The sequence below is a fragment of the Streptomyces sp. NPDC007945 genome, assembly GCF_042958885.1.
In the GTDB taxonomy this organism is placed as follows: Bacteria; Actinomycetota; Actinomycetes; order Streptomycetales; family Streptomycetaceae; genus Streptomyces.
Genome location: NZ_JBIBJV010000012.1, coordinates 1 through 26,311, shown reverse-complemented (window position 1 = coordinate 26,311; position 26,311 = coordinate 1). Strand labels below are relative to the sequence as shown.

The window sequence follows — 26,311 nt, the reverse complement described above, 5'->3', positions numbered from 1 at the left end:
TACCTGTTCCTCTGGCGTACGTGCGGAAGTCTTTAAGTGAAGTGTGCCGCCCGGGGCTCCGGGCGGCACGTCTTCGGGGTGTTCTATCGGTTGGCGACGGTCCAGCGGGGGCCGTCGGGGCTGTCCTCGATCGTCAGGCCGGACTGGGTGAGCTGGTCGCGGATCGCGTCCGCCGTGCCCCAGTCCTTGCGCTCGCGGGCGGCCTCGCGCTGCTGGAGCACGAGGCGGACGAGGGTGTCGACGACGCCGTGGAGCTCCTCGCCGCCGCCGGACTCGTCGGCCCACTGGGGGTCGAGCGGGTCCAGGCCCAGGACGCCGAGCATGGCGCGGACCTCGGCGAGGCGGGCGATGGCCTCGTCCTTGTCGTCGGCGCCGAGCGCGCTGTTGCCCTGGCGGACGGTGGTGTGGATGATCGCCAGCGCGTGCGGGACGCCCAGGTCGTCGTCCATGGCCTCGGCGAAGGCCGGCGGCACCTCGGCGGCGGGCGGGACGGTCCGCCCGGCCTTCTCGGTGGCGCGCTGGACGAAGCCCTCGATGCGGCCGAAGGCGGCCTCGGCCTCGCGCAGGGACTCCTCGCTGTACTCGATCATCGAGCGGTAGTGCGGGGTGCCCAGGTAGTAGCGGAGGACGATGGGCCGCCAGTTCTTCACCATCTCGCTCACGAGGACCGAGTTGCCGAGCGACTTCGACATCTTCTCGCCGCTCATGGTGACCCAGGCGTTGTGCACCCAGTAGTGCGCGAACTCGTCGCCGAAGGCCTTGGCCTGGGCGATCTCGTTCTCGTGGTGCGGGAAGATCAGGTCGAGGCCGCCGCCGTGGATGTCGAAGGCGGAGCCCAGGTACTTGTGGGCCATGGCCGAGCACTCCAGGTGCCAGCCGGGACGGCCGCGGCCCCACGGGGTCTCCCAGTCGGGCTCGCCGGGCTTGGTCGCCTTCCACATGGCGAAGTCGCGGGGGTCGCGCTTGCCGGAGACGCCCTCGTCGGGCTGGCGGAGGTCGTCCAGGTCCTGGTTGGAGAGCTCCAGGTAACCGGGGAAGGAGCGCACGTCGAAGTAGACGCTGCCGTCGGCCTCGTAGGCGTGGCCTCGCTCGATGAGGCCGCGCATCATCTCGATCATCTCGGGCACGTGGCCGGTGGCGCGGGGCTCGTAGGTGGGCGGCAGGCAGCCCAGGGCCTCGTAGCCGGCGTTGAACGCGCGCTCGTTGTCGTAGCCGATCGACCACCAGGGACGGTTCTGGTCCCTGCCCTTGGCGATGATCTTGTCGTCGATGTCGGTGACGTTGCGGATGAACGTGACGTCGTAGCCGCGGTAGGCGAACCAGCGGCGCATGATGTCGAAGTTCAGCCCCGACCGGATGTGGCCGATGTGCGGGGCCGCCTGGACGGTGGCGCCACAGAGGTAGATCGAGACGCGGCCCGGCGTGAGCGGGGTGAAGTCACGGATCTGCCGCGCGCTGGTGTCGTACAGGCGAATAGTCACGGGTCCAGGGTAGTGGGCGGGTGGTAGTGCCCCGCGACCGATTGCCGGTCCCGGGGCACGTTTTTCCCCCGGCCTAGCGCGACACGGGGTACACCAAGGCGGTCGCGAGGGCGGCGAGGCCCTCGGCGCGGCCGGTGAGCCCGAGCCCGTCGGTGGTGGTGCCGGAGACGGAGACGGGGGCGCCGGCGGCCTCGCTCAGCGCCTTCTGGGCCTCGTCGCGGCGCTTGCCGATCTTGGGGCGGACGCCGACGACCTGGACGGCGATGTTGCCGATCTCGTATCCCTCGGCGCGGACGATCCGGGCGGCCTCGGCGAGCAGGGTGGTGCCGGAGGCCCCCGCCCACTCGGGGCGCGAGGTGCCGAAGTGGGCGCCGAGGTCCCCGATGCCGGCGGCGGAGAAGAGGGCGTCGCAGGCGGCGTGGGCGGCGACGTCGCCGTCCGAGTGGCCGGCGAGGCCGTACTGCTCGTCCTCCCAGAGGAGTCCGGCGCACCAGAGCTCGCGGCCCTCCTCGAAGGCGTGCACGTCGGTGCCGATTCCGGTGCGGGGGACGAGCGGCGCGGTCGTGGGCGTGGCCGCGGGCGTGGCCTTGGGCGTGTCAGAAGCCATCGTTGGCCCTCCTGCGGGCGAGAACGGCCTCGGCGAGGACGAGGTCGAGGGGGCGGGTCACCTTGAAGGCCTCTTCGTGGCCGGGGACGACGACCACGGGGGCGCCGAGCTTCTCGACCATGCCGGCGTCGTCGGTGGCGCCGTCGCCGGCGAGGGCGACGGTGGCGTGGGCGTCGACGAGGGTGGCGCGGTCGAAGCCCTGGGGGGTCTGGACGGCGCGGAGGCGGGCGCGGACCGGGGTGGCGACGACCTGCTCGGGGCCGCCGGGCTCGGTGGCCGGCTCGACCTCCTTGACGGTGTCGGCGACGGGCAGCGCGGGAACGACCGCGACGGCGCCGTCGCGGACGGCCTCGATGACGGCGTCGACGGTGTCGACGGGGACGAGGGGCCGGGCGGCGTCGTGGACGAGGACGATGGTGACGTCCTCGGGGACCGCCTCCAGGCCGAGGCGGACGGACTCCTGGCGGGTGTCGCCGCCGGCGACGACGAGGTAGTCGGTCCGGTCGGGCAGGGCGTGGTCGTCGAGGAGGCGCTTGACCTCGGCGACTCCGTCGGCGGGGGCGACCACGACGACGAGCCGGACCGCGCGGGAGGCGGCCATGGCACGGACGGCGTGGACGAGCATGGGGGTGCCGCTCAGCGCGCGCAGCGCTTTGGGGGCGCCCGGACCGAGGCGTACGCCCCGTCCTGCGGCCGGGATCACCACGGCGGTACGAGGAGGACGCGCTTCGTCTGACATCGGTTGCACTCCGGCAGGTTTGTTTCCGCGGGCGGCGTGGGTATGGCGTCAGCAGGCTGAGATGCGACGCCTCGACCGGGCCCTTTCCGTGACGACGGTCGAGGCGTCGACATGCCGCGGGCATGGAGCTCGCGGCTCAGGGGAGGGAAAGAAGAGACGAACATGCCGCAGTGCCCGGCGACGGCACTGTGGAATCGTGGGATTCACAGCGCGTCAGCGGGCACCGCGGCATTGCTGCTGGGATCGCTTCCCGGCATGGCGTGAGCCATGGATCAGGACGCGAGCACCTCGTCGAGGAGGGCCTCGGCCTTGTCCTCGTTGGTGTTCTCGGCGAGTGCCAGTTCGCTCACCAGAATCTGGCGAGCCTTGGCGAGCATGCGCTTCTCACCTGCGGAGAGACCGCGCTCGCGCTCGCGGCGCCAGAGGTCCCGGACCACTTCGGCGACCTTGATGACATCGCCGGAGGCGAGCTTCTCAAGGTTCGCCTTGTAGCGACGGGACCAGTTCGTCGGCTCCTCGGCGTACGGCGCGCGCAGCACCTCGAAGACCCGGTCCAGCCCGTCCTGCCCGACAACGTCGCGCACGCCTACGAACTCCGCGTTGTCCGCCGGTACGCGAACCGTCAGGTCGCCCTGCGCGACCTTGAGCACCAAGTAGGTCTTGTCCACGCCTTTGATCTGGCGAGTTTCGATGGCCTCGATCAGCGCGGCCCCGTGATGGGGATAGACCACGGTGTCGCCAACCTTGAACGTCATGTGACAGGTACCCCTTCCGTGGCTATCCAGGGTAACACGGAAACTGCTTCTTCTGAATGGCGTTTCCGCAGGTCAGGGCATATCTCAGGGCTTGACAAGTGCCTCGCCCCCATGCTGCGGAGGGCTTCCGGAAGGGGGTATTCGCAGGTGGGAGCGGCTGCGTCGACGGAGAGAAACCCGCACGTTACACACATCCGGCTCCTACCCGAGAGGGCGTTTTGTCCCGTTTCATCCGGCCAGGAGTGGGCCTCTTCACGTACTCCGTTCGAGGATCGACCACCCGTACGGACGGATCAAGCCGGGATTCCCGAATTGATCAGCGGGCGCTCCGGTGGTGCTTTTCCGTAAGGGGAAGCATGCGGAATGCGACACCGCCCCGAATTGATCACGTCGGTTATGTGAACGCGGGGCCAATGGGGTGTGTTCCGGCCACACGCGGACCGCGCACTGGCGTCTCCCACACCGGCGCCCGACGGGGCGGCGGACGCCAAGGGGCGGGTCGGGTGCGGGACGGAGAGTCAGGCTCGGTAACCTAAGCGCGCTGACGCACCTTTAGCCGGTCCTTAGCCGTTTCCGTCCACAGTCCGTACGTCCTAGGAGTTGCCGCCGCCGTGAGCCGCAGCCTTCGACGCGGTGCCCTCGCCGCCACCGCCATCGTTTTCTCGATCGCCGCGCTGTCCGCATGCGGGGCGGGCAACGACGCCCAGACGCTCGGCATCCGGCCCGACAACGCCGCCGTCTCGGTGGACGACGTCAAGATCCAGAACGCCCTCGTCATCACGCAGCCGACGCCCGGTGCCAAGGGCCCGGCCGTCGTCTCGGCCACCGTCTTCAACAACGGCCGCGCCCCGCAGACGCTGGAGTCGATCAGCCTGCCCGGCAGCAACGCGTCGGTCACCCTGAAGTCCGCGAAGGGCTCCGGCCCGGTCGTGGTCCCGGCCGGCGGCTCCGTCGTCATCGGCGGCGAGGGCAACGCCACCGCCACCATCGCCAACGGCAGCGAGGCCGCGAAGAACGGCGACGCGCAGAAGGTCGTCTTCACGCTCAGCGAGACCGGCGACGTCGCCCTGGAGGCCTTCGTCGTCCCGTCGACGAGCTACTTCAAGGACTTCGGCCCGTCCGAGGTCCCGCTCCCGCCCGGCGCCACCCCCTCCGCGACCGCCTCGGCCGAGGCCGGCGAGCACGCGGAGTCCGGCGGGCACGGCACCGAGGGCAGCGACGCCGGCCCGGCCGCCGGCCACTGAGCCGCGGCCACGCCCGCACGACGGCGAGAGGGGCGCCCCTGGATGGGGGCGCCCCTCTCGCCGTATGACGACTCGCCGGTCGACGGCCTTCCGGTGCGACGGTCCGCTGTACCACGGCGGCCCTCTGCACTACGGCTCTCACGACTCGTTGCACAACCGCGGCCGTGCACCGTAGGCGCGGACCGTCGCCGCAGGGCAGCCGCGCGGGGCGCCCGTGGGGCCGGCTCGCACCGGCCCCGCGGGCGCCCCGCTCCGTCCGGTGCCGTCGGCCCGGCGGGGGTTCCTACGGCTCGAACTTGTAGCCCAGGCCGCGGACCGTCACCAGGTAGCGCGGGGCGCCGGGGTCGGGCTCGATCTTGGCGCGCAGGCGCTTGACGTGGACGTCGAGGGTCTTGGTGTCGCCCACGTAGTCGGCGCCCCAGACGCGGTCGATGAGCTGCATACGGGTGAGGACGCGGCCCGCGTTGCGGAGCAGCATCTCCAGGAGGTCGAACTCCTTCAGGGGGAGGTCGATCTTGCCGCCGCCGACCGTCACCACGTGGCGGTCGACGTCCATGCGGACCGGGCCGGCCTCCAGGGCCGCCGGGGTGACCTCCTCCGGCTCGCCGCGCCGGCGCAGCACCGCGCGGATGCGGGCGACCAGCTCGCGCGAGGAGAAGGGCTTGGTCACGTAGTCGTCGGCTCCTATCTCCAGGCCGACGACCTTGTCGATCTCGCTGTCCTTCGCGGTCACCATGATGACCGGCACGTTGGAGCGCCCCCGCAGCTGCCGGCAGACCTCCGTGCCGGGCAGGCCCGGCAGCATCAGGTCGAGGAGGACGAGGTCCGCTCCGTTGCGCTCGAACTCGTCGAGGCCGTCGGGCCCGGTCGCCGCCACGGCGACCTCGAAGCCCTCCTTGCGGAGCATGTACGACAGGGCGTCGCTGAAGGATTCCTCATCCTCGACGACAAGGACTCGGGTCACGGAAGGACCTCCGGTGCGGGAAGCGGTTCGGTCATGAGATCGGGGGTGAGGGAGGCGGCGGTCCTACGGTCCCGTGCGGAGCCCGCCTCGGGAAGCCGCAGGGTGAACGTGGAGCCCTGACCCTCGGTGCTCCACACCGTGACCTCTCCGCCGTGCGAGGCGGCCACGTGCTTGACGATCGCGAGCCCGAGCCCCGTACCGCCGGTGGCACGCGAGCGTGCCGGGTCGACGCGGTAGAAGCGCTCGAAGATCCGCTCGCGGTCCTTCTCCGGGATGCCGATGCCCTGGTCGGTCACGGCTATCTCGATGAGGTCCCCGCCGGGGGCCGCGACGCGGCGGGCGGCGATGCCCACGCGGGTCCGGGCCGGCGAGTAGTTGACGGCGTTCTCGACGAGGTTGCCGAGGGCCGCGGCGAGCTGGCCCCGGCTGCCCCAGACGAAGAGGTCGGCGGAGCCGCCGGACGCCATGGTGATCTGCTTGGTGGAGGCCGGGTGCCGCGAGCGGTCGATCGCCTCGGCGACCAGCTCGTCCACGGACACCGGCTCGGAGTCCTCCAGCGGGTCGTCGTTCTGCACCCGCGAGAGGTCGATGAGTTCCTGCACCAGGTTGGTCAGCCGGGTCGCCTCGATCTGCATCCGGCCCGCGAAGCGCATGACCGCCTCGGGGTCGTCCGAGGCGTCCATGACGGCCTCGGAGAGCAGCGAGAGCGCGCCGACCGGGGTCTTCAGCTCGTGGCTCACGTTCGCGACGAAGTCGCGCCGTACCGCTTCGATGCGGCGGGCCTCCGTCAGGTCCTCGACCAGGAGCAGCACGAGCCGCGACCCGAGCGGGGCCACCCGCGCCGAGACCGCGAGGGCCTCGCCGCGTCCGCCGCCGCGCCGGGGCAGGTCCAGCTCGACCTGGCGTATCTCCCCGTCCCTGCGGGTGTCGCGGGCCATGTTGAGCATCGGCTCCACGGCCAGCTTCCCGCCGCGGACGAGCCCGAGGGCGTACGCCGCCGAGCTGGCCTTCACCACGGAGTCGCTCTCGTCGAGCACGACCGCGGAGGAGCGCAGCACGGAGAGCACCGTGTCGACGCCGGGCGGCAGCACGGCATCGGTGTGCAGGGAGGTTCGGGTGGGTCGCGCCTGGTCGCGTTCGCTCCAGCGGAACGCCAGCATGGCGATCACGCCGGTGCACACGCCGGCGATCGCGGCCAATGCGGCGACCGCCGCGTTCACGTCCATGCCATCCAGGTTATGCGTGGTCACGGACACTCTCCCAGCCGTCCGAGTGCCTGCTCGAACACTCGTCGCTCAGAGTTCACCCTGGAGACGGGGCCGGTTCATTTGCCCTGGAGGGGGCGGGGGCCCGCGTCGCCCAGAGTTCACCTTCAGGCCAGAGGCGGTTCACATGAGGGGATGGAGCCGGACGCACAGGGGGCCGAACGTGGGAGCGTGGGGGTCCAGAGCGACCCCACCGTAGAAGAGGCAGCACTCCCGGAGAGAGGGACATCCATGCGGGACGCGTACCACGAGGAACTTGATTCGATCGGCGAGGGCCTGGTCGAGATGGCCCGCCTGGTCGGATCGGCGATCGGGCGCGCCACCACGGCGATGCTCGACGCGGACCTGAAGCTCGCGGAGAGCGTGATCGCCGCGGACCAGAAGGTCGACGACCTCCAGCACGACCTGGAGGCGCGGGCGATCGCGCTGCTCGCCCGCCAGCAGCCGGTGGCGACGGACCTGCGGATCGTGGTCACCTCGCTGCGGATGAGCGCCGACCTGGAGCGCTCCGGCGACCTGGCCCAGCACGTGGCCAAGCTGACCCGGCTGCGGTTCCCGGACCGCGCGGTCCCCGACGACCTGCACGCGACCATCCTCCAGATGGGCCAGCTCGCGCAGCGCCTGATGGCGAAGGCCGCCGAGGTCATCATCACCAAGGACGTCGACCTGGCGATGCAGCTGGAGCAGGACGACGACGAGATGGACCTGCTGCACCGGGCGCTCTTCCAGCACCTGATGGACGACCGGTGGAAGCACGGCATCGAGACGGCCGTGGACGTGACGCTGCTGGGCCGGTACTACGAGCGGTTCGCCGACCACGCGGTGTCGGTGGCGAAGCGCGTCGTCTACCTGGTGACGGGCGAGCACGCCGACGAGCTCCAGCCGCAGGACGCCCCGGTCGAGGGCGCGTAAGGCGCGCGGAGAGGGCGCACGGGCGCACGGGGCTTCCGTGCGCCGTTGATGCGCCGGTGCGGGCGGGCATGGAATGGGGGACGAGGGACGATCCGCGTCCCGCCAGGGAGGGACCTCATGGCCGATTCCCCCATCACGACCGAGACCGCGGCCCAGACCCCGCACGAGCGGACGCACCTGCCGGTCCTGGGCGCGTGCGGCTGCGGCTCGGGCTGCGGCTGCGGCTGCCAGTCCGGCGCGCCGTGCCAGTGCGGCGGCTGCTCGGGCTGACGTGACGGGCGGGGGGAGGGGACTCCGAGGGAGTTCCCTCCCCCCGCCCTGCGCTCCCCTTCTCCCTCCCTCACTCCCTCACAGGTCCAGCACGCCGACGACCTGTCCGCCGCTCTCCTCCCCCGTCGTGCGGAAGCCGAGCCGGCGGTAGAACGCGCCGGGCCCGTCCTCGCCGGGCTCCCAGGTCACGTACATCCGGCCGGTCCCCCTGCGGCGCAGCTCCTCGGCGAGGGCGTCGACGGCGAAGCGGCCGTACCCCTCGCCCTGCGCGTCGGCGGCGATGTTCAGCCGCCACAGTCCGCTGCGCCGGTCGTCCGGGTCCTTCTCCGCGTCCCAGACGAGGTCGAGGAAGGCCATGAGGAAACCGACGGCCCGGTCGCCGTCGAGGATCAGGCGGGGCCAGGCGGCCTCGCCGTGGACGTACGCCTCGGCCAGCGACTTCACGACGGGCGCGACGTTCCCCTCCTGATGGGGGTGGACCCGCAGGGCGAGGGCGGCGTCCAGGGTGGCGGGGGTGACCGGCTCCAGGCGCGGTGATCGTGTCATGGACAGGACGTTAACGCCCGCGCGCCCCGGCCGACCTCGAATTACCGCCGGTCACCCCCTGGGCAGGCCGCCCCTCGGCCCGCCAGAATTGCGGCCATGCCCTCCGCGCGAGCGACCCTTCTGACGGCGGCAGCGGCCGGTGCCGCCGCCCTGCTGCTCACGGGCTGCGCGACGACCCCGGCCGGCCTCGCGGGCGTCTCGGTGGCGGAGGACGGCACCCCGCTCGGCGTCCTCCTGATGTGCCACGACCACGTGGACGGGGCGATGCTCTACCCCGACGACGTGCCGAAGGAGTCCCGGGAGATCACCGGCGACTGGCGCCACGACGGCCCGGTCACCGGCTTCACCTCCTGGCCCCTGATGCAGACCGCGGGCGCCCCCGAGGCGGAGCGCTGGACCCCGGAGACCCGGACCGCCCGCCTGGAGAAGGGCCGCAGCTACCGCCTCGCCGGCTGGACCGAGGACGACACCTGGTCGGCAACCCCGGTCAGCTTCACCCCGGAGGACCTGGCCCGCCTCAAGCCCGGCCAGGTCCGCTACACCCTCGACGACGAGATCCGCGTCTCCTCCCTCGACGACTTCCGCGACCGCGCCTGCGACGAGGCCGCGGGCGGCACCCAGGAGCACTGAACCGGGCCGTCCCGTACAACCCTTCGACGGGGGCGGGAGTCTGACGGAACGGCGCCGGCGACAAAAGGCGTCGATATCGACTTCCCAGGAGGAACCTTGATCTCCGCCCGCACGACCCGTCGGGGTGTCTCCGCCGCGATCACCACCGTCCTCGCCGCAACGCTCGGAGCCGGCCTCCTCTCCGCCCCTGCCACTGCCGCCCCCCTGCCCGCGGCGGAAGCGGCCGTGACGGACACGCGGACCGCGCCCCTGCCGTACCCGAACTACGGGATCCTCACCGCGGCCGGAAGGACCGGTTTCCTCGCCTGGGCGTGGGACAAGGGCCGGACGTACCAGTGGACCCGGTACGCGGACGGCAAGGTCATCACGATCGACGCCCCGGTGGCCGATTCCAGCGGCTCGGACGTGATCATGACAGGGCAGGGGTCGACGCCCGCCCGTTCCCTGGTGCTGCAGCTGCGCGACATGGCCCCCGGCGGCGGCACGGTCACGATGGACCTCCGCCCGCTGAACGCCACCTACGTCAAGGCCGTCTCCAAGGACACGATCCTGGCGAAGGTGACGAAGACGGACGGCACGGTGGAGCTGCACCTGGTCACCAGCACCGGGGGCACCCTCACCCAGCGGAAGGTCGAGGGCGTCCCGGCCGCGGCCCAGTCCCCCGCCGCCACGCCGGTGCGCGACGGATCGGTCCTGCTCTCGTACTCCGTGCAGGACGGAACGTCGTGGGAACGTGAGCTCGCCGTGGTGGACCTCGCCGCCGCCAAGGCCGTCCCCGTCCGCCGGCTCGCCTACTACCCGGGCTCCCCCGCGATCTCCGACACCCACCTGACCTGGGCGGACGCGGGAGGAAAGCTCTACTCCGTGGACCGTGCCACCGGCGTCGAGACGGTGATCGAGGACACCGAGCTCCCCGAGGGCGAGAGCCTGACCGTCGGCCTGCTCGGCGCGTGGGCGATGTACGGGACCCCGGGATCCCTGGAGGGCGACGGCACCGGCCTGGGCCCGCGGCTGCTCCCCCTCACGGCGAAGTCCCTGACCACGGGCGAGAGCATCCGGCTCCTCGACTACGTCTCGACCATCGAGCCCGGCCCCGACAACACGCTGTACGTCCGCGGCGGTCACGTCGAGCGGGGCGACGGGCTCTACCGCGTCTCCCTCGCCGCCGACGGCAAGCCGACCGCCCAGCTCGTCGCCACCACGGGGAAGCCCGTGGGGCTCGTCCACCTCGGCACGCGGATCCCGCAGCCCTTCGACCTCGCCTCCCCCACCCCGCTCAAGTGGGAGCTGTCCCGGGAGAACGCGGACGTCGACCTGAAGATCACCCACCGGGCGACCGGCACGTCGTTCTCGAAGACGCTGCACCTCTACAGCGAGTCCGCCGGCAGCCCGTACTACTACGGCGACGGGCAGTTCGGCATCACCTGGAAGGAGATCGCGGCCGAGTCCCAGATGGGCAAGGACGCGGCGACCGGGACGTACGACTGGACGTTCACGGCCCGCCCGCAGAACGGTGTCGGACCGGACCTGAAGGCGTCCGGCAGCTTCACCGCCGGCAGGAACGTTCCCTCGCAGCACGACCTGGACGGGGACGGCGCCCCCAACCTGCTGGCCCGTGACGCCCAGGGCGTGCTCTGGAACCTCGACACCGCGTACGACAGCCGCGGGAAGACGCTCGGCAGGGGCTTCCCCGCCTGGAAGATCGGCGGCGGCTGGCAGGGCTACGACCGGATCGAGACCGTCGGCGGCATCGGCGGCGGCGCCGCCGACTTCATCGCCCGGGACAAGGCCGGCACCCTCTGGCTGTACGACGTGACCGGCAACGGCTACCACGCGACGATCGCGCCCCGGAAGTCCCTGGGCGGCGGCTGGAACACCTACGCCCAGATCACCGGCGGCAGCGACCTGACCGGCGACGGCCGCCCCGACCTGGTCGCCGCCGACAAGACCGGCGCCCTGTGGCTCTACAAGGGCACCGGCGACATCAGCGCCCCCTTCAGCCGCCGCCAGAAGATCGGCACCGGCGGCTGGGGGATCTACAACCAGATCACCGCCACCGGCAACATCGGCGGCGCCGGAGCCGGCGACCTCATCGCCCGCGACAAGGACGGCGTCCTCTGGCTCTACCTCGGCAAGGGCGACGGCACCTTCACCGCCCGCAAGCAGATCGGCGGCGGCTGGGGCGCCTACACCGACACCATCGGCATCGGCGACGCCAACTACGACGGCCGACCCGACCTGCTCGCGTACGGCCCGAACAAGACGGCCTACTTCTACGCCGGCACCGGCGACCACCGAGCCCCCTTCGCCCGCCGCGCCACCAGCCCGATCCTGACCGACCAGCCCCCCTACAACCACGTCTCCTGACCCACCCCACCCCCACGAAAGAGCCCCCCGCCGGCAGTCCGCCGGCGGGGGGCTCTTTCGTGGGTGGGGGTTACTTCTTGCCCTGGTTCTTGACGGCCTCGATGGCGGCCGCGGCGGCCTCCGGGTCGAGGTAGGTGCCGCCGGGGTTGAGGGGCTTGAAGTTCTCGTCGAGCTCGTAGGCCAGGGGGATGCCCGTGGGGATGTTGAGGCCCGCGATGTCGGCGTCGGAGATGCCGTCGAGGTGCTTCACCAGGGCGCGGAGGCTGTTGCCGTGGGCGGCGACCAGGACGGTGCGGCCGGCGAGGAGGTCCGGGACGATGCCGTCGTACCAGTACGGGAGCATGCGCTCCACGACGTCCTTGAGGCACTCGGTCTGCGGGCGCAGCTCCGGCGGGATGGTGGCGTAGCGGGCGTCGCCGGCCTGGGAGTACTCGGCGTCGTCGGCGAGCGGCGGCGGCGGGGTGTCGTACGAGCGGCGCCAGAGCATGAACTGCTCCTCGCCGAACTCGGCGAGGGTCTGGGCCTTGTCCTTGCCCTGGAGGGCGCCGTAGTGACGCTCGTTCAGGCGCCAGGAGCGGTGCACCGGGATCCAGTGGCGGTCCGCGGCCTCGAGGGCGAGCTGCGCGGTGCGGATGGCGCGCTTCTGGAGAGAGGTGTGCAGCACGTCGGGGAGCAGGCCGGCGTCCTTGAGCAGCTCGCCGCCGCGCGTCGCCTCCTTCTCGCCCTTCGCGGTGAGGTTCACGTCCACCCATCCGGTGAACAGATTCTTCTCGTTCCACTCGCTCTCGCCGTGGCGGAGGAGGATCAGCTTGTACGGTGCGTCGGCCATGCGTACGAGCCTAATGGACCGCTGACGATTGACGCGCGTCGTCAATTCGCTGGCGTCCGCCAGCCGAGATGCGTAAGTTTCGTGAGCTGTTGGAGGGTCTTACAGCACGCGGGGGGAGCACCTCATATGTCCATCGAATCGCTCAGACGGTCGGCGTACTCCACCGTCTCCGGCCTTCCCCAGGGCTTCTGGTGGCTCTGGCTGTCGACCCTCGTCAACAGGACCGGCGCCTTCGTCCTCACCTTCCTCTCGTACTACCTGACCGTCGAGCTCGGGCACTCCGCCTGGTTCGCCGGTCTCGTCGTCGCCCTCCACGGACTCGGCGGCGTCGCCGGCTCCCCGCTCGGCGGCATGCTGACCGACCGCTGGGGCCGCCGGCCCACCATGATCACCATGCATCTGGGGGCCGCCGCGTGCGCCGCCGCGCTCGCCTTCGTCACCAGCGCCTGGGGCGTGGCCGCCGTCGTGCTCCTCATGGGCGTCGCCATGCAGGCCGTCCGCCCCTCCATCAACGCGACGATCGCCGACATGGTCCCGGCCGACGACGTGCGCCGCGCCTACGCCCTCAACTACTGGGCGCTCAACCTCGGCTTCGCCGTCGCCTCGATCGCGGGCGGCGCCGCCGCCTTCCTCGGTTACCGCACCCTCTTCCTCGTCGACGCCGTCGCCACCACCCTCTGCGCCGTGATCGTCTTCCTGCGGCTGCCGGAGACCCGGCCGGAGCGGCCCGCGGCGAAGGCCGGGCGGAGCGAGCCGGCGGAGAAGGTGTCCATGCTCGACGTGCTGCGGGACGCGCCCTTCCGGACGCTCGTGCTGCTCAACCTGCTGGTCTGCCTGGTCTTCACCGCGCCCTGGATCGGACTGCCGCTGACCATGGCCGAGCAGGGCCTGCCGCCGTCCTCGTACGGTCTGGTCATCGCCGTCAACGGCGTCGTGATCGTCGGCTTCCAGCTGCTGGTCAACAAGGTGACCGAGCGGCGCTCGCCGGTGGTCCTGCTCGCCCTCTCCTCGCTGCTCTACGCCGTCGGCACCGGCGCCACCGCGCTGGCCGGCTCGTCCGTCGCCTTCGCCGCCACGGTCGTCGTGTGGACGGTCGGCGAGATGGTGCACGTGCCGACGAACGCCGCCGCCACCGCCCGGCTCGCGCCGGAGCACGCCCGCGGCCGCTACCAGGGCGTGATGGGCATGTCGTGGGCCGTCGCCAGTTTCGTCGCGCCGATCCTGGCCGGCGCGATCGTCGACGGGCCGGGCTCGGACGTGCTGTGGGCCGGCACCTTCGGCGTCGGCGTCCTCGCCGCCGTCGGCTACACGCTGCGGCTGCGCGGGGCGCTGGCCGAGGAGGAGCCCGTCAGTCCCGTTCCGACGGAGCCGGAGTCGGAGCGGAAGCCGACGCCGGAGTCGGAGCCGGCGCCGAAGCCGGAGCGGAAGCGGTCGGCTCCCGCGTCAGGCTCCTGAACGCGTCGAGGTTCCGCGTCGACTCGCCCCGGGAGACCCGCCAGGCGTACTCCCGGCGGATGGCCGACGCGAAGCCGAGTTCGAGCAGCGTGTTGAAGTCGCCGTCCGCCGCCTCCAGGACCGAGCCGAGCAGCCGGTCCAGCTCCTCCGGCGTGACGGCGGCCAGCGGCAGCTTGCCGGCGAGGTAGATGTCGCCGAGCGGGTCGATCGCGTACCCCACCCCGTACAGCTTGAGGTTCCGTTCGAGGAGCCAGCGGTGGACGCCGGCCTCGTTCTCGTCCGGGTGGCGGACGACGAAGGCGTTGAGGGAGAGGGAGTGGCGGCCCAGGCGCAGCGACAGCGTGGTGAACAGCTTGCGCGTGCCGGGGAGTTTGACCACGTACGAGCCGGGCGCGGGGCTCTCCCACTCCAGCTCCGCCTCGGTGAGGGTGTCCTCGACGATCCGCCGGGCCTCGGTCTGCCGTGCGTCCTGAGCGTCAGCCATGGTGGGAGCGTACGCGACGGTGGTGCGTGCGCTGGCGGTGGTCGTGCAGGGCGGCCGTGTACACGTCGGCGGTGCCCGACGCGGCCGTGTCCCAGCCGAAGGACCCCGCGTGCCGCGCGGCCGCCTCGCCCATCCGGTCCGTGAGGCCCGGGTCGGCGGCGAAACGGTCCAGCACCCGCGCGTACTCCGCCGGGTCGTGCCCCCGCACCAGGAAGCCGGTGCGCTCGTCCCGTACGGCGACGGGCAGGCCGCCCACCGCGGCCGCGACGACCGGGGTGCCGGCCGCCTGCGCCTCTATCGCGACCAGGCCGAAGGACTCGCTGTACGAGGGCATGACGAGGACCGACGCGGCCCGGAACCAGTCGGCGAGCCGCTCCTGGCCGACCGGCGGGTGGAAGCGGACGAGGTCCGCGATGCCGAGGCGGGCGGCGAGCTTCTGGAGCTGCTCCGGCTTGGCGAGGCCGCTGCCGCTGGGACCGCCGACGACCGGCACCACCATGCGGGAGCGCAGCGAGGGGTCCCGGTCCACCATCAGGGCGGCGGCGCGCAGCAGGATGTCGGGGGCCTTGAGGGGCTGGATCCGGCCGGCGAAGACCGGCACGAAGGCGTCCTCCGGCAGCCCGAGGCGGGCACGGGCGGCGGCGCGGCCGTCGGCGGGCCGGAAGCGGTCGAGGTTGACCCCGGGGTGGACGACCGCGATCTTGCCGGGGTCCGCGTCGTAGAAGCGGGCCAGCTCGTCGGCCTCCTCGGTGGTGTTGGCGATCAGCCGGTCGGCGGCGGCGACGATCTGGGTCTCGCCGATGACCCGCGCGGCGGGCTCGGGGGTGTCGCCCTCGGCGAGCGCCGCGTTCTTGACCTTGGCCATGGTGTGCATGGCGTGGACGAGCGGGACGCCCCACCGCTCGGCGGCGAGCCAGCCGACGTGTCCGGAGAGCCAGTAGTGCGAGTGCACCAGGTCGTAGTGGCCGGGGCGGTGGCCCGCCCACGCCTGCATCACGCCGTGCGTGAACGCGCAGAGCTGGGCCGGCAGCTCCTCCTTGGCGAGGCCCTCGTACGGGCCGGCGTCGATGTGCCGCACCAGGACGCCGGGCGCCAGCTCGACCACCGGGGGGAGGCCGCCGGTGGTGGCCCGGGTGAAGATCTCGACCTCGATGTCGATGGCGGCGAGCCGCTTGGCGAGCTCGACGATGTAGACGTTCATGCCGCCCGCGTCGCCGGTGCCCGGCTGGTGCAGCGGGGAGGTGTGCACGGAGAGCATGGCCACCCGGCGGGGGGCCCGGGAGCGGCCCGGCAGCCGGAGCCGGGAGGCCGCTGCCGGGTGCCGGTGCCGGGTGCCGGCGAACCGGGACACGTACTGGCTCACGTCGGCGGTCCTTCCGCGAGAGGGGCCTGGCGTGCGGACATGACAGGCGGAGGACGCGATCCACGCCCTCCGCCCCGCACAACGCCGGAACGACCTCCTTCATTTCCGCCCTTTCCGTCACGTCCGGCGTTTTGCCAATTCATTACTTGAGGGGCGGCTGGGGCTTACGGGGACGGATGCGGGTGGTTACGGGGGGTGTGGGGGGGTGGGGGTGAGGGGTTGGGTGCGTGCGGGATGGGGCCCGGGCGCCTGGTGGGGCTGGTCGCCCGGCGGGGGTGCCGCTCGGTCGGCGAGCGGGGTGATCGCGCGGCGCACGGGAAGGCGCTCATGCCGGAGCCGAAACGGCCCGGCCCCCGCGAGCCGAGGCGGGGGGGGCCGGGCCCGTGACCGGCTCCGTATCCTCGTCCCATGGCCCCGCGCACCACCCGCCCCGTCGGCACGCCGACCCGCGGGACCACGAACCCCAACCGGCTGCGCCGCATGGACCGCTGGATCGCCGCCGTCCACGGGCCGGCTCTGCGCCGGTCCCCGGAGCCGCCCGTCGCCGTCGACCTCGGGTACGGCGCCGCCCCCTGGACCGCCGTGGAGCTGCTGGCGCGGCTGCGCACCGCCGAGCCCCGCACCCTGCTGTACGGGATCGAGATCGAACCGGCCAGGGTCGAGGCCGCGAAGCCGTACGAGGAGCGGCACGAGGGCCTGCGCTTCGTGCACGGCGGCTTCGAGGTGCCGGTGCCGGGGGCGCCCTCGCTGATCCGCGCCGCGAACGTGCTGCGCCAGTACGACGAGGAGCAGGTCACGACCGTGTGGGAGCGGCTGTGCGGGCGCCTCGCGCCGGACGGCCTCCTGGTCGAGGGGACCTGCGACGAGATCGGGCGCCGGCACGTGTGGGTGGCGCTCGACCGGGACGGACCGCGCACCGTCACCCTCGCGACCCGGCTCGGCTCCCTCGACCGCCCCTCGGACCTGGCCGAACGCCTCCCGAAGGCGCTGATCCACCGCAACGTGCCCGGCGAGCCGGTCCACGCGTTCCTGCGGGACTTCGACCGGGCCTGGGCGGCGGCGGCCCCGTACGCCTCCCTCGGCGCCCGGCAGCGCTGGATCCGCGCCGTCCGGGACCTGGCGGCGGACTGGCCGGTCACGGACGGCCCGAAGCGCTGGCGCCAGGGCGAGGTCACGGTCCGCTGGGACGCGCTGGCGCCGCGCGCGTAGGCGACGACCGGGTACGCAGGCGAGTCCGGGCGCACGGGCGACGTCCGGGGCGCGCGGGCGGCGTCCGGGGCCGCGCGGGCCAGGTTTCCGATCATGACGCCCGAGCGGGGGAACGTCAGCCGGTCCACGGGCGTCACTCTGGTGGGGTACCTGTCGTTTTCCGGATTCACGTGGCACTATCGCCAGGACCACACAAGTTACTGACGGTAAATCAGGAAGCGGCCCAGGGGGGAAACCCGGGCCGTGAGGGGGATAACCAGTGAACCGACGACGCCGACGTCCGTACGCCGCCGCCGCGGTCACCGTGGCCTGCGCCCTGGCCGTCCTGGCCTCCCCGGCGCTCACCCTCCAGGCCGCCGCCGTCCCGCTCCCCCCGCCGCCGCCCGCCGCGCCCGCGAAGACCCTCGAAGAGGTCCGGACGGAGATCGAGGAGCTGTACCACCAGGCGGCCGCCGCCACCGACGCGTACAACCTCGCCGAGGAGCGCACCGCGACCCAGTCCGCCGAGATCGTCCGGCTCGCCCGGATGATCGAGGGCGGCCGCAAGCGGATCGACACCCTCAAGGCCGAGGCCGGCGCCGCCGCCCGCGCCCAGTACCGCAGCGGCGGCATCCCCCGGAGCGCCCAGCTCGCCCTCGCCGGCGACCCGCAGCTCTACCTCGACACGGCCGGCCGGCTCCGCGAGCGCGCCAAGGCCACCACCGACCTCCTCGGCGAACTCACCCGCGCCCAGGCCGAGCTGGACACCTACGCCTCCGAGGCCGGTGACAACTGGACCAAGCTGGAGGCCGACCGCGTCCGGCAGGCCGCCGCGAAGAAGGAGATCAACGAGAAGATCGCCGCCGCGAAGAAGCTGGAGAGCGAACTCGCCGCCGAGGAGCGCGAGCGGCTGCGCCGCCTGGAGGAGCAGGCCCGGCAGCGGGCCCAGACCAAGTGGCTGGACACCGGCATCCTCGACGAGCTCGGCGGCGCCTCCACCGCCGAGGGCCGCAAGGCGGTCGAGGCCGCCCTCGCGCAGGTCGGCAAGCCGTACGTGTGGGGCGCCGAGGGGCCCGACTCCTTCGACTGCTCCGGCCTCACCCAGTCCGCGTGGGCCGCCGCGGGCGAGCGCATCCCGCGCACCTCGCAGGAGCAGTGGCGGCTGCTCCCCCGGGTGCAGCCGAAGGACATGCGCCCCGGCGACCTGATCGTCTACTACAAGGACGCCAGCCACATCGGCATGTACATCGGCGACGGGAAGATGGTCCACGCCCCCCGGCCCGGCCGGAACGTGACCGTCGCCGGCGCCGGCTCGATGGAGATCCTCGGCATCGTCCGCCCCTCCTGACACCCGGGCCCATCCCGCCCCTCCACTCCCCTCCCCCATGGCCCGACGCACGACCGGGGCACCGGGACACCGGGACTCCGGGGCGCGGAGCACCGGGACCGAGTGACCTTTCTCATGGGTCGCGGGCCCGTCCGCGCCCCCTCGCGGCGCAACTACCTCCCCTTCCGCGGCATATGCCAAGGAAGACCCCGGCGCCCGCGGAGTGATCGCCATTCCGCCGGGCGCCGCACTGCCGCTATGGTCCCGGACGGGCGGGACGCCACCCGGCGCCCGGCGCACCCTCGGGGGAGGGAAGGAAACCCGGACCGATGCCCGTATCCGTACCGCGCCAGAGAATCGTCTCTGCTGCGGGGCCATGCGACACCGCAGCCATGGACGCCACCGCCGCGACCGACGCCGCGACCGACGCAGGGACCGGCACAGGCGCAGGAACCAGCACGACCACAGGCACAGGAACCGATCGCGACCGCACCGACCTCACCCTCCTGGTCGTCGAGGACGACCCGGCGGGTTCCCTCGCCGTACCCGAACTCCTGGACGCCGCCGGCGCCGCGGGCACCCGGATCCGCATCCGCACCGCGCGCAACCTCACCGAGGCCGAGCGGCTCCTCACCGACGACGTGCACTGCGTGCTCGTCGACCTCTCGCTGCCCGTGCCCCGGGGCGCGGCCGACGAGGACCCGCTCGCCCCGCTGCGGCACATCCTGCGCCTCGCGCCCCGGCACGCCGTCCTGGCCCTCGCCCCCTCCGCCGACGCGGGGCTCGCCGCCGAGGCGGTCCGCGTCGGGGCCCAGGACCACCTCTTCCGCGAGGAGCTCGACGGCCGGCTCCTCAGCCGCGCCATCCGGTACGCGGTCGAGCGCAAGCGCAACGACGCCGCCAAGGTGAAGCTCGCCGAGTCCCGGCTGCGCGCCCAGGAGAACGCCCGCCTGGAGCGCGGCCTGCTGCCCACCCCGCTCCTGGACGGCTCCGACCTCCGCTTCGCCGCCAGCTACCGGCCGGGCCGCTCCCGCGCGCTGCTCGGCGGCGACTTCTACGACGTCGTCCGCACCCCGGACGGCACCGTCCACGCCATGATCGGCGACGTCTGCGGCCACGGCCCCGACGAGGCCGCCCTCGGCGTCGAGCTGCGGATCGCCTGGCGCGCCCTGACCTTCGCCGGGCTCTGCGGCGACGAGCTGCTCTCCACCCTCCAGCGGGTCCTGGAGCACGAGCGGGAGAGCGAGGAGATCTTCGCGACCCTCTGCACGGTCGACATCGCGCCCGACGGGCGGCGCGCCGGGCTCTGCCTGGCCGGCCACCCGGCGCCGCTGGTCGCCCAGCACGGCGGGACGGCGCGGCTGCTGCCGTACGAGGACGGGGGCCCGGCCCTGGGCCTGCTGCCGCGCGCCCGCTGGCCGCGCCGCCAGGTCGAGCTGGGCGGGGCGTGGAGCCTGCTGCTCTACACCGACGGCCTGATCGAGGGCCGGACCGCCGGACCGGGCTCGCCCCGGCTGGGTCAGGACGGCATGGTCGACATGATCAACCGGCAGATGACCGGGGGCCTGCGCGGCGAGGCGCTCCTGGAGGCGGCGATGGCGGAGGCCCGCACGCTCAACGGCGGCGAGCTGACCGACGACGTGGCCCTGCTGGCCCTGGAACGCGGCGGGGCCCGGGGGTGAGTCCCCCGGGCCCCGCGCCCGACGCGGTGAACGGCCACCGCCCGCCCTCATAGGTCACGGCCGCGTCCGCCCTCGTACGGGACGGCCACCGGCCGCCCTCATGCGTGACGGCGCGCCCTCGCGCCCAGCCGCCTACCGGCCGCCGTTGTAGGGACCGTACGGGCCGTCGCTGCTGGAGCCGCCGCGGCGGCCCCCGCCGCCCATGACCTGCTTGAGGGCCGGGCGGACGTCGACCATGAAGACGATGGCGGCGATCAGGCCCGCGATGAGGAGGAAGAGGAGACCGGGCAGGAAGAGGTTCAGGGCGAGGTTGACCCCGAGGAGGATCAGCCAGAACTTCTTCGTCTGCTTGTCCGCGGCCCGGTACGCGTCCTCCCTCACCATCGCCGCGATGACGAACGAGGCGACGGCGAAGCCGGTGAAGACCAGGAACATCAACAGGTTCAGGGTGTTGTCGAACCGGTCCATCAGCATGCTGAACACCGCCTAGGAATCATTGGGGTACGTACGCGCCTCGCGGTCAAGGTACCCGTTCCAACGCGTCGGACCCCGGGAATGGTGCCCGGATCCGCTATTCGGCGGTCACGTCCGCCTTGGCGGCGGCCGTCTTCTTGGCGGGGGCCTTGCGGGTGGAGGGCTTGCGGGCGGCGGGCTTGGACGCGGCCCCGGCCTCCACGGCCGGCTCGGGCTCCGCCGCCGCAGCCGCCGGCTCGGGCTCCGCGGCCGGGGCCTCCGGCTCCGGCTCGACCACGACGGTGATCTCCGTGGCCGGCTCGGCCGTCTCGCCGCGCCAGGCGCGGACGGTCTCCTCGCCCCGGGCGGCGACCTCCTCGTACTTCTCGCGCGCCTTCACCGCGTACTCGGCGGCCACGCCGACGCCCCGCAGGGCGAGGTCCTGCGCCGTCTCGCCCAGCTTCTTGAGGTCGGTGTCCAGACCGCCGACGACCCCGACGACCTCGGCGACGGTGGCCTGCACCTTCTCCTGGACCTTCTCCTGCACGGCCTTCGGGTCGGTCTTCCGCACGGCCTCGATCCGGCCGGGCGCCTCGGCGGCGAGCTGCTCGATCAGGGCGGGCACCTTGCGGGCCTGGCGCACGGCGAGGTCGGCGGTGCCGGCGGCGAAGTAGAGGGGGGTACGCAGTTCGTCGATGATGGCCATGCTGATGGTCCTCCCGGGTAGGGCGTACGAGCGTGTGGCATGCAAACGGGCGTACCGGCGCGGCGTCCGAACGCGGCGCACGGGCCGGCGTGCTAGCCGGTCGCCTCCGACTCCGCCGCGTTCTCCTTGCGGAAGGAGTCGTAGATCTGGAGCAGCACCTGCTTCTGCCGCTCACTGATCGAGGGATCGGCCAGGATGACGGCCCGCGTCTCCAGCTCCTCGCGGTCCTTCTCGTCGAGGATGCCGGCCCGCACGTAGAGCGTCTCGGCCGAGATCCGCAGCGCCTTGGCGACCTGCTGGAGCACCTCGGCGCTGGGCTTGCGCAGTCCGCGCTCGATCTGGCTCAGGTACGGGTTCGACACCCCGGCGGCCTCGGCGAGCTGCCGCAGCGAGAGCTGCGCGGTGCGCCGCTGCTCGCGGAGGTAGTCGCCGAGGCTGCCGAGATTGCCGACGTTGAGCGATGCCATGGTCCGTACCCTGCCACCGCTTGCTAACTTTTGCAAGCATGCTGCTTGCAAGAGTGTCCCCGGTACCGTGAGGACGTGACGAGCCGCATCCCCCTCGACGACCTCCGGCGCCTGCGCAGGGCGCGGGACCGGATGGACCGTGAGTACGCGCGGCCGCTGGACGTGGCCGCGCTCGCGCAGACGGCGCTGATGTCGACCGGGCACTTCGCGCGGAGCTTCCGGGCCGCCTTCGGGGAGACGCCGTACAGCTACCTCATGACCCGCCGGATCGAGCGGGCCAAGGCGCTGCTCCGGCGCGGGGACCTGTCGGTGACGGACGTCTGCATGGAGGTGGGGTGCACCTCGCTCGGCTCCTTCAGCTCGCGCTTCACCCAGTTGGTGGGCGAGACGCCGAGCGCGTACCGGGCCCGGGCGCACGGCGGCGACGCCGCCCTGCCCGCCTGCGTCGCCAAGGTCGCCTCGCGACCGGTCAGGAACGGAGAAGCGCCGCTCGACAGCGCTCCCTAGCGTGGAGCGCATGGACATCAACCTCTCCCAGACCTTCATCACCGTCGACGACCACGAGAAGGCGCTCGGCTTCTACCGCGACGCCCTCGGCCTGGAGGTCCGCAAGGACGTCGGCTTCCAGGGCATGCGCTGGGTGACCGTGGGTTCGCCCGCGCAGCCGGACGTGTCGGTGGTCCTCGAATCGCCGCTGGCCGACCCCACCGCCTCCGAGGCCGACCGCCAGGCGGTCGTGGACCTCATGCGCAAGGGCCTGCTGCGGGCGGCGATCTTCGGCACGGGCGACTGCGACGCCGCCTTCGAGCGGATCGCCGCCTCGGGCGCCGAGGTGCTCCGCGAGCCGGTGGACCAGCCGTACGGCGTCCGCGAGTGCGCCTTCCTGGACCCGGCGGGCAATCAGATCGTCCTCCAGCAGCCGCTCTCCTGACTCCCGGAAGCTCCGTCGGCGACCCGGACCGGTCCTCCGGTTTCCGATAATCCGCGACGGACCGACCTCGCCTATCCTGGCGGCATGACCGCCTTGACGCCCCGCCGCAGCGAGCCCGATCTCTCCTACCTCCTCGACCACACGAGCCACGTCCTGCGGACGCGGATGGCGGCGGAGCTGGCGGAGATCGGGCTCACGGCCCGGATGCACTGCGTCCTCGTCCACGCCCTGGAGGAGGAGCGGACCCAGGCGCAGCTCGCGGAGATCGGCGACATGGACAAGACGACGATGGTCGTCACCGTCGACGCCCTGGAGAAGGCCGGACTGGCCGAGCGGCGGCCGTCGAGCACCGACCGGCGGGCGCGGATCATCGCCGTCACCGAGGCGGGCGCGCGACTCGCGGCGGAGAGCCGGCGGATCGTGGACGGCGTGCACGCGGGCGCCCTCGACTCGCTCCCGGAGGAGGAGCGGGAGGTGCTGGTCCGCGCGCTGGGCCGGCTGGCCGAGGACCACCTGAAGACGCCCGTCGAGGCACCGGCGACCGCTCGCCGGGCCCGCCAGAAGAACTGAGCCCGCGCTTTCTCGCCACCCTCGTAAGGTTCCGTAAAAAATAGTCTGCAACAAAACCTTCTGCTAACGTCTCTCCTGTTGCCTCCCTCGACAGGAGAGATCCATGCGCACCCGTTCCCTCGCGCTCACCGTCCTCGCCAGCGCCATGCTCATGACGGTCCTCGACGGCAGCATCGTCACCGTCGCGATGCCCGCCATCCAGGCCGACCTAGGCTTCAGCCCGGCCGGACTGAGCTGGGTCGTCAACGCCTACCTGATCGCCTTCGGCTCGCTCCTCCTGCTCGCCGGACGACTCGGCGACCTCATCGGACGCAGACGGATGTTCCTCTCCGGGATCGCCGTCTTCACCGGCGCCTCCCTCCTCGCGGCCGCCGCCGCCTCCCCCGCCGTCCTCATCACCGCCCGCTTCCTCCAGGGCGCCGGGAGCGCGATGTCCTCCGCCGTCAGCCTCGGCATCCTCGTCACGCTCTTCACCGAACCCCGTGAACGGGCCCGCGCCATCGCCGTGTTCAGCTTCACCGGCGCCGCCGGCGCCTCCGTCGGCCAGGTCCTCGGCGGACTCCTCACCGACGCCCTCTCCTGGAACTGGATCTTCCTCATCAACCTGCCGATCGGCGCGGCCGCGATCGCCCTCGCCACCCGCACCCTCCCCGCCGACCGGGGACTCGGCCTGCGGGCCGGCGCCGACGCACTCGGCGCGTTCCTGGTCACCGCGGGCCTGATGACCGGCATCTACGCGGTCGTGCGCATCGAGGAGTACGGAGCCGGCTCCGCCCACACCCTCGGCCTCGGGGCGCTCGCCCTCGCCCTCCTCGCCGGCTTCCTGGTCCGCCAGCGCACCGCCGCCACCCCGCTGATGCCGCTGCGGATCCTCCGCTCGCGGGCCGTCGCCGGCGCGAACCTCGTCCAGCTCCTCATGGTCGCGGCGCTGTTCGCCTTCCAGGTCCTGGTCGCCCTCCACCTCCAGAAGGCGCAGGGGTACGGCGCCACCGCCACCGGTCTCGCGATGCTGCCGGCCGCCCTGGCCATCGGCGCCGTCTCGCTCGGCGCGGCCGCCCGGCTCATCGGCCGCTTCGGCGAGCGCGCCGTCCTGCTCACCGGCCTCACCCTGCTGATCGGCGTCCTCGGCCTGCTCACCCGGCTCCCGGCGGACGCCTCGTACGCCGTCGACCTGCTCCCCGCGATGCTGCTCGCCGCCGGATTCGGCCTGGCCCTGCCCGCGCTCACCGCCCTCGGGATGTCGGGTGCCGACGAGGCCGACGCGGGCCTCGCCTCCGGCCTCTTCAACACCACGCAGCAGATCGGCATGGCGCTCGGCGTCGCCGTCCTCACCACTCTGGCCGCCGCCCGCACCGAGACGCTCGACGCGGCCGGACGGAGCGCCGCGGAGGCCCTGACCGGCGGCTACCGCCTGGCCTTCGGGGTCGGCACGGGACTCCTCGTCACCGCCCTCGTGATCGCCGCGGCCGTCCTGCGCACGAAGCGGGGGGAGAGGGCGGAGAGCGCGGGGAGCGCGGATCCCGAGGTGGCGATGGCCGCCTGACGGCGGCCCGGGAAGCGCCGGTCCGGTCCAGGACCCCCGAGTCGAGCAGCCCCGCCGCCCGCGCCGACACCCCGGATCCACCGGCCGGCGCAGGGTGCGGCTGTCCTGGGAACAGGCCGGGCGGAACCGGGGACCGGCGTCAGAAGATGTCCGGCGAGAACGCCCGCAGCGGCGTCCGGAACAGCAGCTCCGCCCGGGCCGCCGCCCCCGGCACCGCCTCCTCGATCCGGCCGAGCAGCGCCAGCCGCACCGGCGACGCGTCGCCGAGGACCAGCCGGGCCAGCTCGGCCACGTCGAGCACCAGGTCCGCGGAGGCGGTCGTCGGCACACACGAGGCCCCCTTCGGCGAGGCGTCCAGGAGGTACCGCCCGCCCGCGAAGCCGTCGGCGTCCCGCACGTCCAGGACGAGCCCGTCCGTCACCGGATACGTCCGCTCCTCCAGGACCCGCACCACGTCGAGGACCCGCAGCCACAGCATGTCCGCGTGGGTCACCGTCCGCGCCGCCCGAGGATCCGGCAGCAGCAGCGGCAGCGGGTCGTCCGGCGCCCGCGAACCGCTGCGGACGGTCGCCACCCAGTCCAGCGAGCAGACGTACCGCCACAGGGCGTGCTCGGCGGCCGGCGTCGCCGCGATCAGATCCCGCACGGTCAGCGTGTTCTCCGGCTGCTTGCCGTCGCCCCACTTGTCGTCGCAGCGGTACGACACGTACCCCTCGGGCTCCCCGGACGCCGAGCGGTACACCGCGTAGTACGGCTCCGTCCACGGCTCCAGGTGCTGCCCGCCGCCGGTGCCCACGTCCCAGTTGCGGGGCAGCCGCCCGGTCACGCCGGCCCGGACGCCGGCCAGCCGCCGGTGCAGCCCGGGCCCGATCCGACGGATCTCCGCCCCGTCGGTCAGATCGATCCGGCCCCCGTCCTCCGGGCGGCCGCTGCGGCGCGGATCCAGACCCGCCCGCCGCAGGTCCACGCTCCACTCGGTGGACCAGCTCGCCGGGCCGAAGCCGTACCGGCCGTAGATCGGGTACTCGGCGGCGATCAGCGTCGCCACCGCGTCCCCCCGCTCCCGGGCCGCCGCCAGGTCCCGCGCCATCAGCCGGCTCAGCAGCCCGCGCCGCTTGTGCGTCGGCGAGACGGTCACCTGCGTGATCGCGTCCGCGACGAGACCGCCGCCACCGACGGTGCTGAGCTCCTGCCGGAAGGAACGGAAGGTGGCGACCACCCGGCCGCCGTCCACGGCGGCCAGCGTGCGGTCCAGGTCGACATGGGCCAGCCGGTCGGCGACCACCCGGTCGGAGACGACCGGCTCGTTCAGGAAGCCCGTCCGCAACGCCCGCAGCCAGTCGGGGAATTCGGACTCGGTCACCACGCGCAGTTCGACAGCCATCCCCCGACCCTACGCACGCGGGCCCGCTCCGCCCACGGAATTTGTCGCGCCCTGGGGCCTGTCGTCGAACTCCCGCCGTCGCCCGGAGGGCGGCCCCGCGGCGTCAGGTGCGTGCTCTCGGCGTGCCGGGCGCGAGGCCTCGTACGGGA

Annotated in this window: 27 protein-coding genes; 13 read left to right on the top strand and 14 right to left on the bottom strand. The window is 72.9% G+C overall.

Annotated elements, in window-relative coordinates; all coding sequences use genetic code 11:
• Window positions 1-83: 83 nt before the first annotated feature.
• The 4 genes from cysS to ACFZCF_RS28785 form a co-directional block, all read right to left on the bottom strand.
• Window positions 84-1,481: a cysteine--tRNA ligase gene (gene cysS / locus ACFZCF_RS28800; protein WP_388438630.1), complete on the bottom strand. Its 1,398-nt coding sequence runs from the start codon at window positions 1,479-1,481 to the stop codon at window positions 84-86.
• Between the two features lie 73 nt (window positions 1,482-1,554).
• Complete coding sequence (gene ispF, locus ACFZCF_RS28795) at window positions 1,555-2,088, bottom strand: 2-C-methyl-D-erythritol 2,4-cyclodiphosphate synthase (RefSeq protein ID WP_388438633.1); 534 nt, start codon at window positions 2,086-2,088, stop codon at window positions 1,555-1,557.
• On the bottom strand, window positions 2,078-2,827 hold the full coding sequence (gene ispD / locus ACFZCF_RS28790; protein ID WP_391289824.1) for a 2-C-methyl-D-erythritol 4-phosphate cytidylyltransferase: 750 nt from the start codon (window positions 2,825-2,827) through the stop codon (window positions 2,078-2,080). The genes ispF and ispD overlap by 11 nt, the downstream gene beginning before the upstream one ends.
• Window positions 2,828-3,099: 272 nt before the next feature.
• Entirely contained in the window at window positions 3,100-3,582 is a 483-nt protein-coding gene (locus ACFZCF_RS28785) for a CarD family transcriptional regulator (RefSeq protein WP_003953493.1), read from the bottom strand.
• 611 nt (window positions 3,583-4,193) lie between these two features.
• On the opposite strand from ACFZCF_RS28785, the gene ACFZCF_RS28780 reads away from it, so the two are divergent.
• Window positions 4,194-4,826 carry a DUF461 domain-containing protein gene (locus ACFZCF_RS28780; RefSeq protein ID WP_388438639.1) on the top strand — a complete coding sequence of 211 codons (633 nt, stop codon included), beginning with the start codon at window positions 4,194-4,196 and terminating at the stop codon, window positions 4,824-4,826.
• Between the two features lie 283 nt (window positions 4,827-5,109).
• On the opposite strand, the gene ACFZCF_RS28775 is transcribed toward ACFZCF_RS28780, so the two are convergent.
• Both ACFZCF_RS28775 and ACFZCF_RS28770 read right to left on the bottom strand, forming a co-directional pair.
• Window positions 5,110-5,790 carry a response regulator transcription factor gene (locus tag ACFZCF_RS28775; protein WP_043226173.1) on the bottom strand — a complete coding sequence of 227 codons (681 nt, stop codon included), beginning with the start codon at window positions 5,788-5,790 and terminating at the stop codon, window positions 5,110-5,112.
• Window positions 5,787-7,016, bottom strand: coding sequence for a cell wall metabolism sensor histidine kinase WalK (locus ACFZCF_RS28770; protein WP_189950983.1), 1,230 nt, complete (start codon window positions 7,014-7,016; stop codon window positions 5,787-5,789). Before ACFZCF_RS28770 ends, ACFZCF_RS28775 begins: the two co-directional genes overlap by 4 nt.
• A gap of 270 nt (window positions 7,017-7,286) precedes the next feature.
• On the opposite strand from ACFZCF_RS28770, the gene phoU reads away from it, so the two are divergent.
• Window positions 7,287-7,967: a phosphate signaling complex protein PhoU gene (phoU, locus tag ACFZCF_RS28765; protein WP_391289821.1), complete on the top strand. Its 681-nt coding sequence runs from the start codon at window positions 7,287-7,289 to the stop codon at window positions 7,965-7,967.
• 117 nt (window positions 7,968-8,084) lie between these two features.
• Window positions 8,085-8,237: a hypothetical protein gene (locus ACFZCF_RS28760; RefSeq protein ID WP_388438646.1), complete on the top strand. Its 153-nt coding sequence runs from the start codon at window positions 8,085-8,087 to the stop codon at window positions 8,235-8,237.
• A 78-nt stretch (window positions 8,238-8,315) separates the two neighbouring features.
• Here the strand turns inward: ACFZCF_RS28760 and ACFZCF_RS28755 are convergent, their stop codons facing one another.
• The gene (locus tag ACFZCF_RS28755; RefSeq protein WP_388438649.1) at window positions 8,316-8,783 is read right to left on the bottom strand and encodes a GNAT family N-acetyltransferase; all 468 of its coding nucleotides are present in this window, start codon (window positions 8,781-8,783) and stop codon (window positions 8,316-8,318) included.
• A 96-nt stretch (window positions 8,784-8,879) separates the two neighbouring features.
• Here ACFZCF_RS28755 and ACFZCF_RS28750 point away from each other — a divergent pair, with 96 nt between their 5' ends.
• Together ACFZCF_RS28750 and ACFZCF_RS28745 are read left to right on the top strand one after the other, a co-directional pair.
• A complete protein-coding gene (locus ACFZCF_RS28750; protein ID WP_391289817.1) occupies window positions 8,880-9,413 on the top strand; it encodes a hypothetical protein in 534 nt (177 codons plus the stop codon).
• Between the two features lie 96 nt (window positions 9,414-9,509).
• Window positions 9,510-11,780, top strand: coding sequence for an FG-GAP-like repeat-containing protein (locus tag ACFZCF_RS28745; protein ID WP_391289816.1), 2,271 nt, complete (start codon window positions 9,510-9,512; stop codon window positions 11,778-11,780).
• Window positions 11,781-11,850: 70 nt separating this feature from the next.
• Here ACFZCF_RS28745 and ACFZCF_RS28740 read toward each other — a convergent pair whose 3' ends face one another.
• Entirely contained in the window at window positions 11,851-12,609 is a 759-nt protein-coding gene (locus ACFZCF_RS28740; protein ID WP_388438658.1) for a phosphoglyceromutase, read from the bottom strand.
• A gap of 126 nt (window positions 12,610-12,735) precedes the next feature.
• On the opposite strand from ACFZCF_RS28740, the gene ACFZCF_RS28735 reads away from it, so the two are divergent.
• Window positions 12,736-14,064: an MFS transporter gene (locus tag ACFZCF_RS28735; protein WP_391289814.1), complete on the top strand. Its 1,329-nt coding sequence runs from the start codon at window positions 12,736-12,738 to the stop codon at window positions 14,062-14,064.
• Here ACFZCF_RS28735 and ACFZCF_RS28730 read toward each other — a convergent pair.
• Both ACFZCF_RS28730 and mshA read right to left on the bottom strand, forming a co-directional pair.
• Window positions 13,958-14,548 carry a YbjN domain-containing protein gene (locus ACFZCF_RS28730; RefSeq protein WP_391289812.1) on the bottom strand — a complete coding sequence of 197 codons (591 nt, stop codon included), beginning with the start codon at window positions 14,546-14,548 and terminating at the stop codon, window positions 13,958-13,960. The two genes, ACFZCF_RS28735 and ACFZCF_RS28730, sit on opposite strands and share 107 nt — an antisense overlap.
• Entirely contained in the window at window positions 14,541-15,911 is a 1,371-nt protein-coding gene (mshA, locus tag ACFZCF_RS28725; protein ID WP_388438667.1) for a D-inositol-3-phosphate glycosyltransferase, read from the bottom strand. The genes ACFZCF_RS28730 and mshA overlap by 8 nt, the downstream gene beginning before the upstream one ends.
• Before the next feature lie 408 nt (window positions 15,912-16,319).
• On the opposite strand from mshA, the gene ACFZCF_RS28720 reads away from it, so the two are divergent.
• From ACFZCF_RS28720 to ACFZCF_RS28710, 3 genes are all read left to right on the top strand, one after another.
• A complete protein-coding gene (locus ACFZCF_RS28720; protein WP_391289809.1) occupies window positions 16,320-17,120 on the top strand; it encodes a class I SAM-dependent methyltransferase in 801 nt (266 codons plus the stop codon).
• 259 nt (window positions 17,121-17,379) lie between these two features.
• Window positions 17,380-18,447: an NlpC/P60 family protein gene (locus ACFZCF_RS28715; RefSeq protein WP_391289808.1), complete on the top strand. Its 1,068-nt coding sequence runs from the start codon at window positions 17,380-17,382 to the stop codon at window positions 18,445-18,447.
• 308 nt (window positions 18,448-18,755) lie between these two features.
• The gene (locus ACFZCF_RS28710; protein ID WP_391289806.1) at window positions 18,756-20,108 is read left to right on the top strand and encodes a SpoIIE family protein phosphatase; all 1,353 of its coding nucleotides are present in this window, start codon (window positions 18,756-18,758) and stop codon (window positions 20,106-20,108) included.
• Between the two features lie 132 nt (window positions 20,109-20,240).
• Here the strand turns inward: ACFZCF_RS28710 and ACFZCF_RS28705 are convergent, their stop codons facing one another.
• From ACFZCF_RS28705 to ACFZCF_RS28695, 3 genes are all read right to left on the bottom strand, one after another.
• Window positions 20,241-20,582, bottom strand: coding sequence for a DUF2516 family protein (locus ACFZCF_RS28705; protein ID WP_360608259.1), 342 nt, complete (start codon window positions 20,580-20,582; stop codon window positions 20,241-20,243).
• Window positions 20,583-20,679: 97 nt separating this feature from the next.
• Window positions 20,680-21,267, bottom strand: coding sequence for a hypothetical protein (locus ACFZCF_RS28700; protein WP_388438679.1), 588 nt, complete (start codon window positions 21,265-21,267; stop codon window positions 20,680-20,682).
• Between the two features lie 92 nt (window positions 21,268-21,359).
• Window positions 21,360-21,734 (bottom strand): helix-turn-helix domain-containing protein, encoded by a 375-nt coding sequence (locus tag ACFZCF_RS28695; protein WP_169087762.1) that lies wholly within the window; start codon window positions 21,732-21,734, stop codon window positions 21,360-21,362.
• An 87-nt stretch (window positions 21,735-21,821) separates the two neighbouring features.
• Between ACFZCF_RS28695 and ACFZCF_RS28690 the strand changes: the two genes are divergently transcribed.
• From ACFZCF_RS28690 to ACFZCF_RS28675, 4 genes are all read left to right on the top strand, one after another.
• On the top strand, window positions 21,822-22,241 hold the full coding sequence (locus tag ACFZCF_RS28690; protein ID WP_388438965.1) for a helix-turn-helix transcriptional regulator: 420 nt from the start codon (window positions 21,822-21,824) through the stop codon (window positions 22,239-22,241).
• A 10-nt stretch (window positions 22,242-22,251) separates the two neighbouring features.
• Window positions 22,252-22,665 carry a VOC family protein gene (locus ACFZCF_RS28685; protein WP_388438683.1) on the top strand — a complete coding sequence of 138 codons (414 nt, stop codon included), beginning with the start codon at window positions 22,252-22,254 and terminating at the stop codon, window positions 22,663-22,665.
• Between the two features lie 84 nt (window positions 22,666-22,749).
• Window positions 22,750-23,235: a MarR family winged helix-turn-helix transcriptional regulator gene (locus tag ACFZCF_RS28680; protein ID WP_388438686.1), complete on the top strand. Its 486-nt coding sequence runs from the start codon at window positions 22,750-22,752 to the stop codon at window positions 23,233-23,235.
• Window positions 23,236-23,338: 103 nt separating this feature from the next.
• Window positions 23,339-24,778, top strand: coding sequence for an MFS transporter (locus ACFZCF_RS28675; protein ID WP_391289801.1), 1,440 nt, complete (start codon window positions 23,339-23,341; stop codon window positions 24,776-24,778).
• Window positions 24,779-24,917: 139 nt separating this feature from the next.
• On the opposite strand, the gene ACFZCF_RS28670 is transcribed toward ACFZCF_RS28675, so the two are convergent.
• Window positions 24,918-26,162 carry a GNAT family N-acetyltransferase gene (locus ACFZCF_RS28670; RefSeq protein ID WP_391289799.1) on the bottom strand — a complete coding sequence of 415 codons (1,245 nt, stop codon included), beginning with the start codon at window positions 26,160-26,162 and terminating at the stop codon, window positions 24,918-24,920.
• Window positions 26,163-26,311 lie beyond the last annotated feature (149 nt).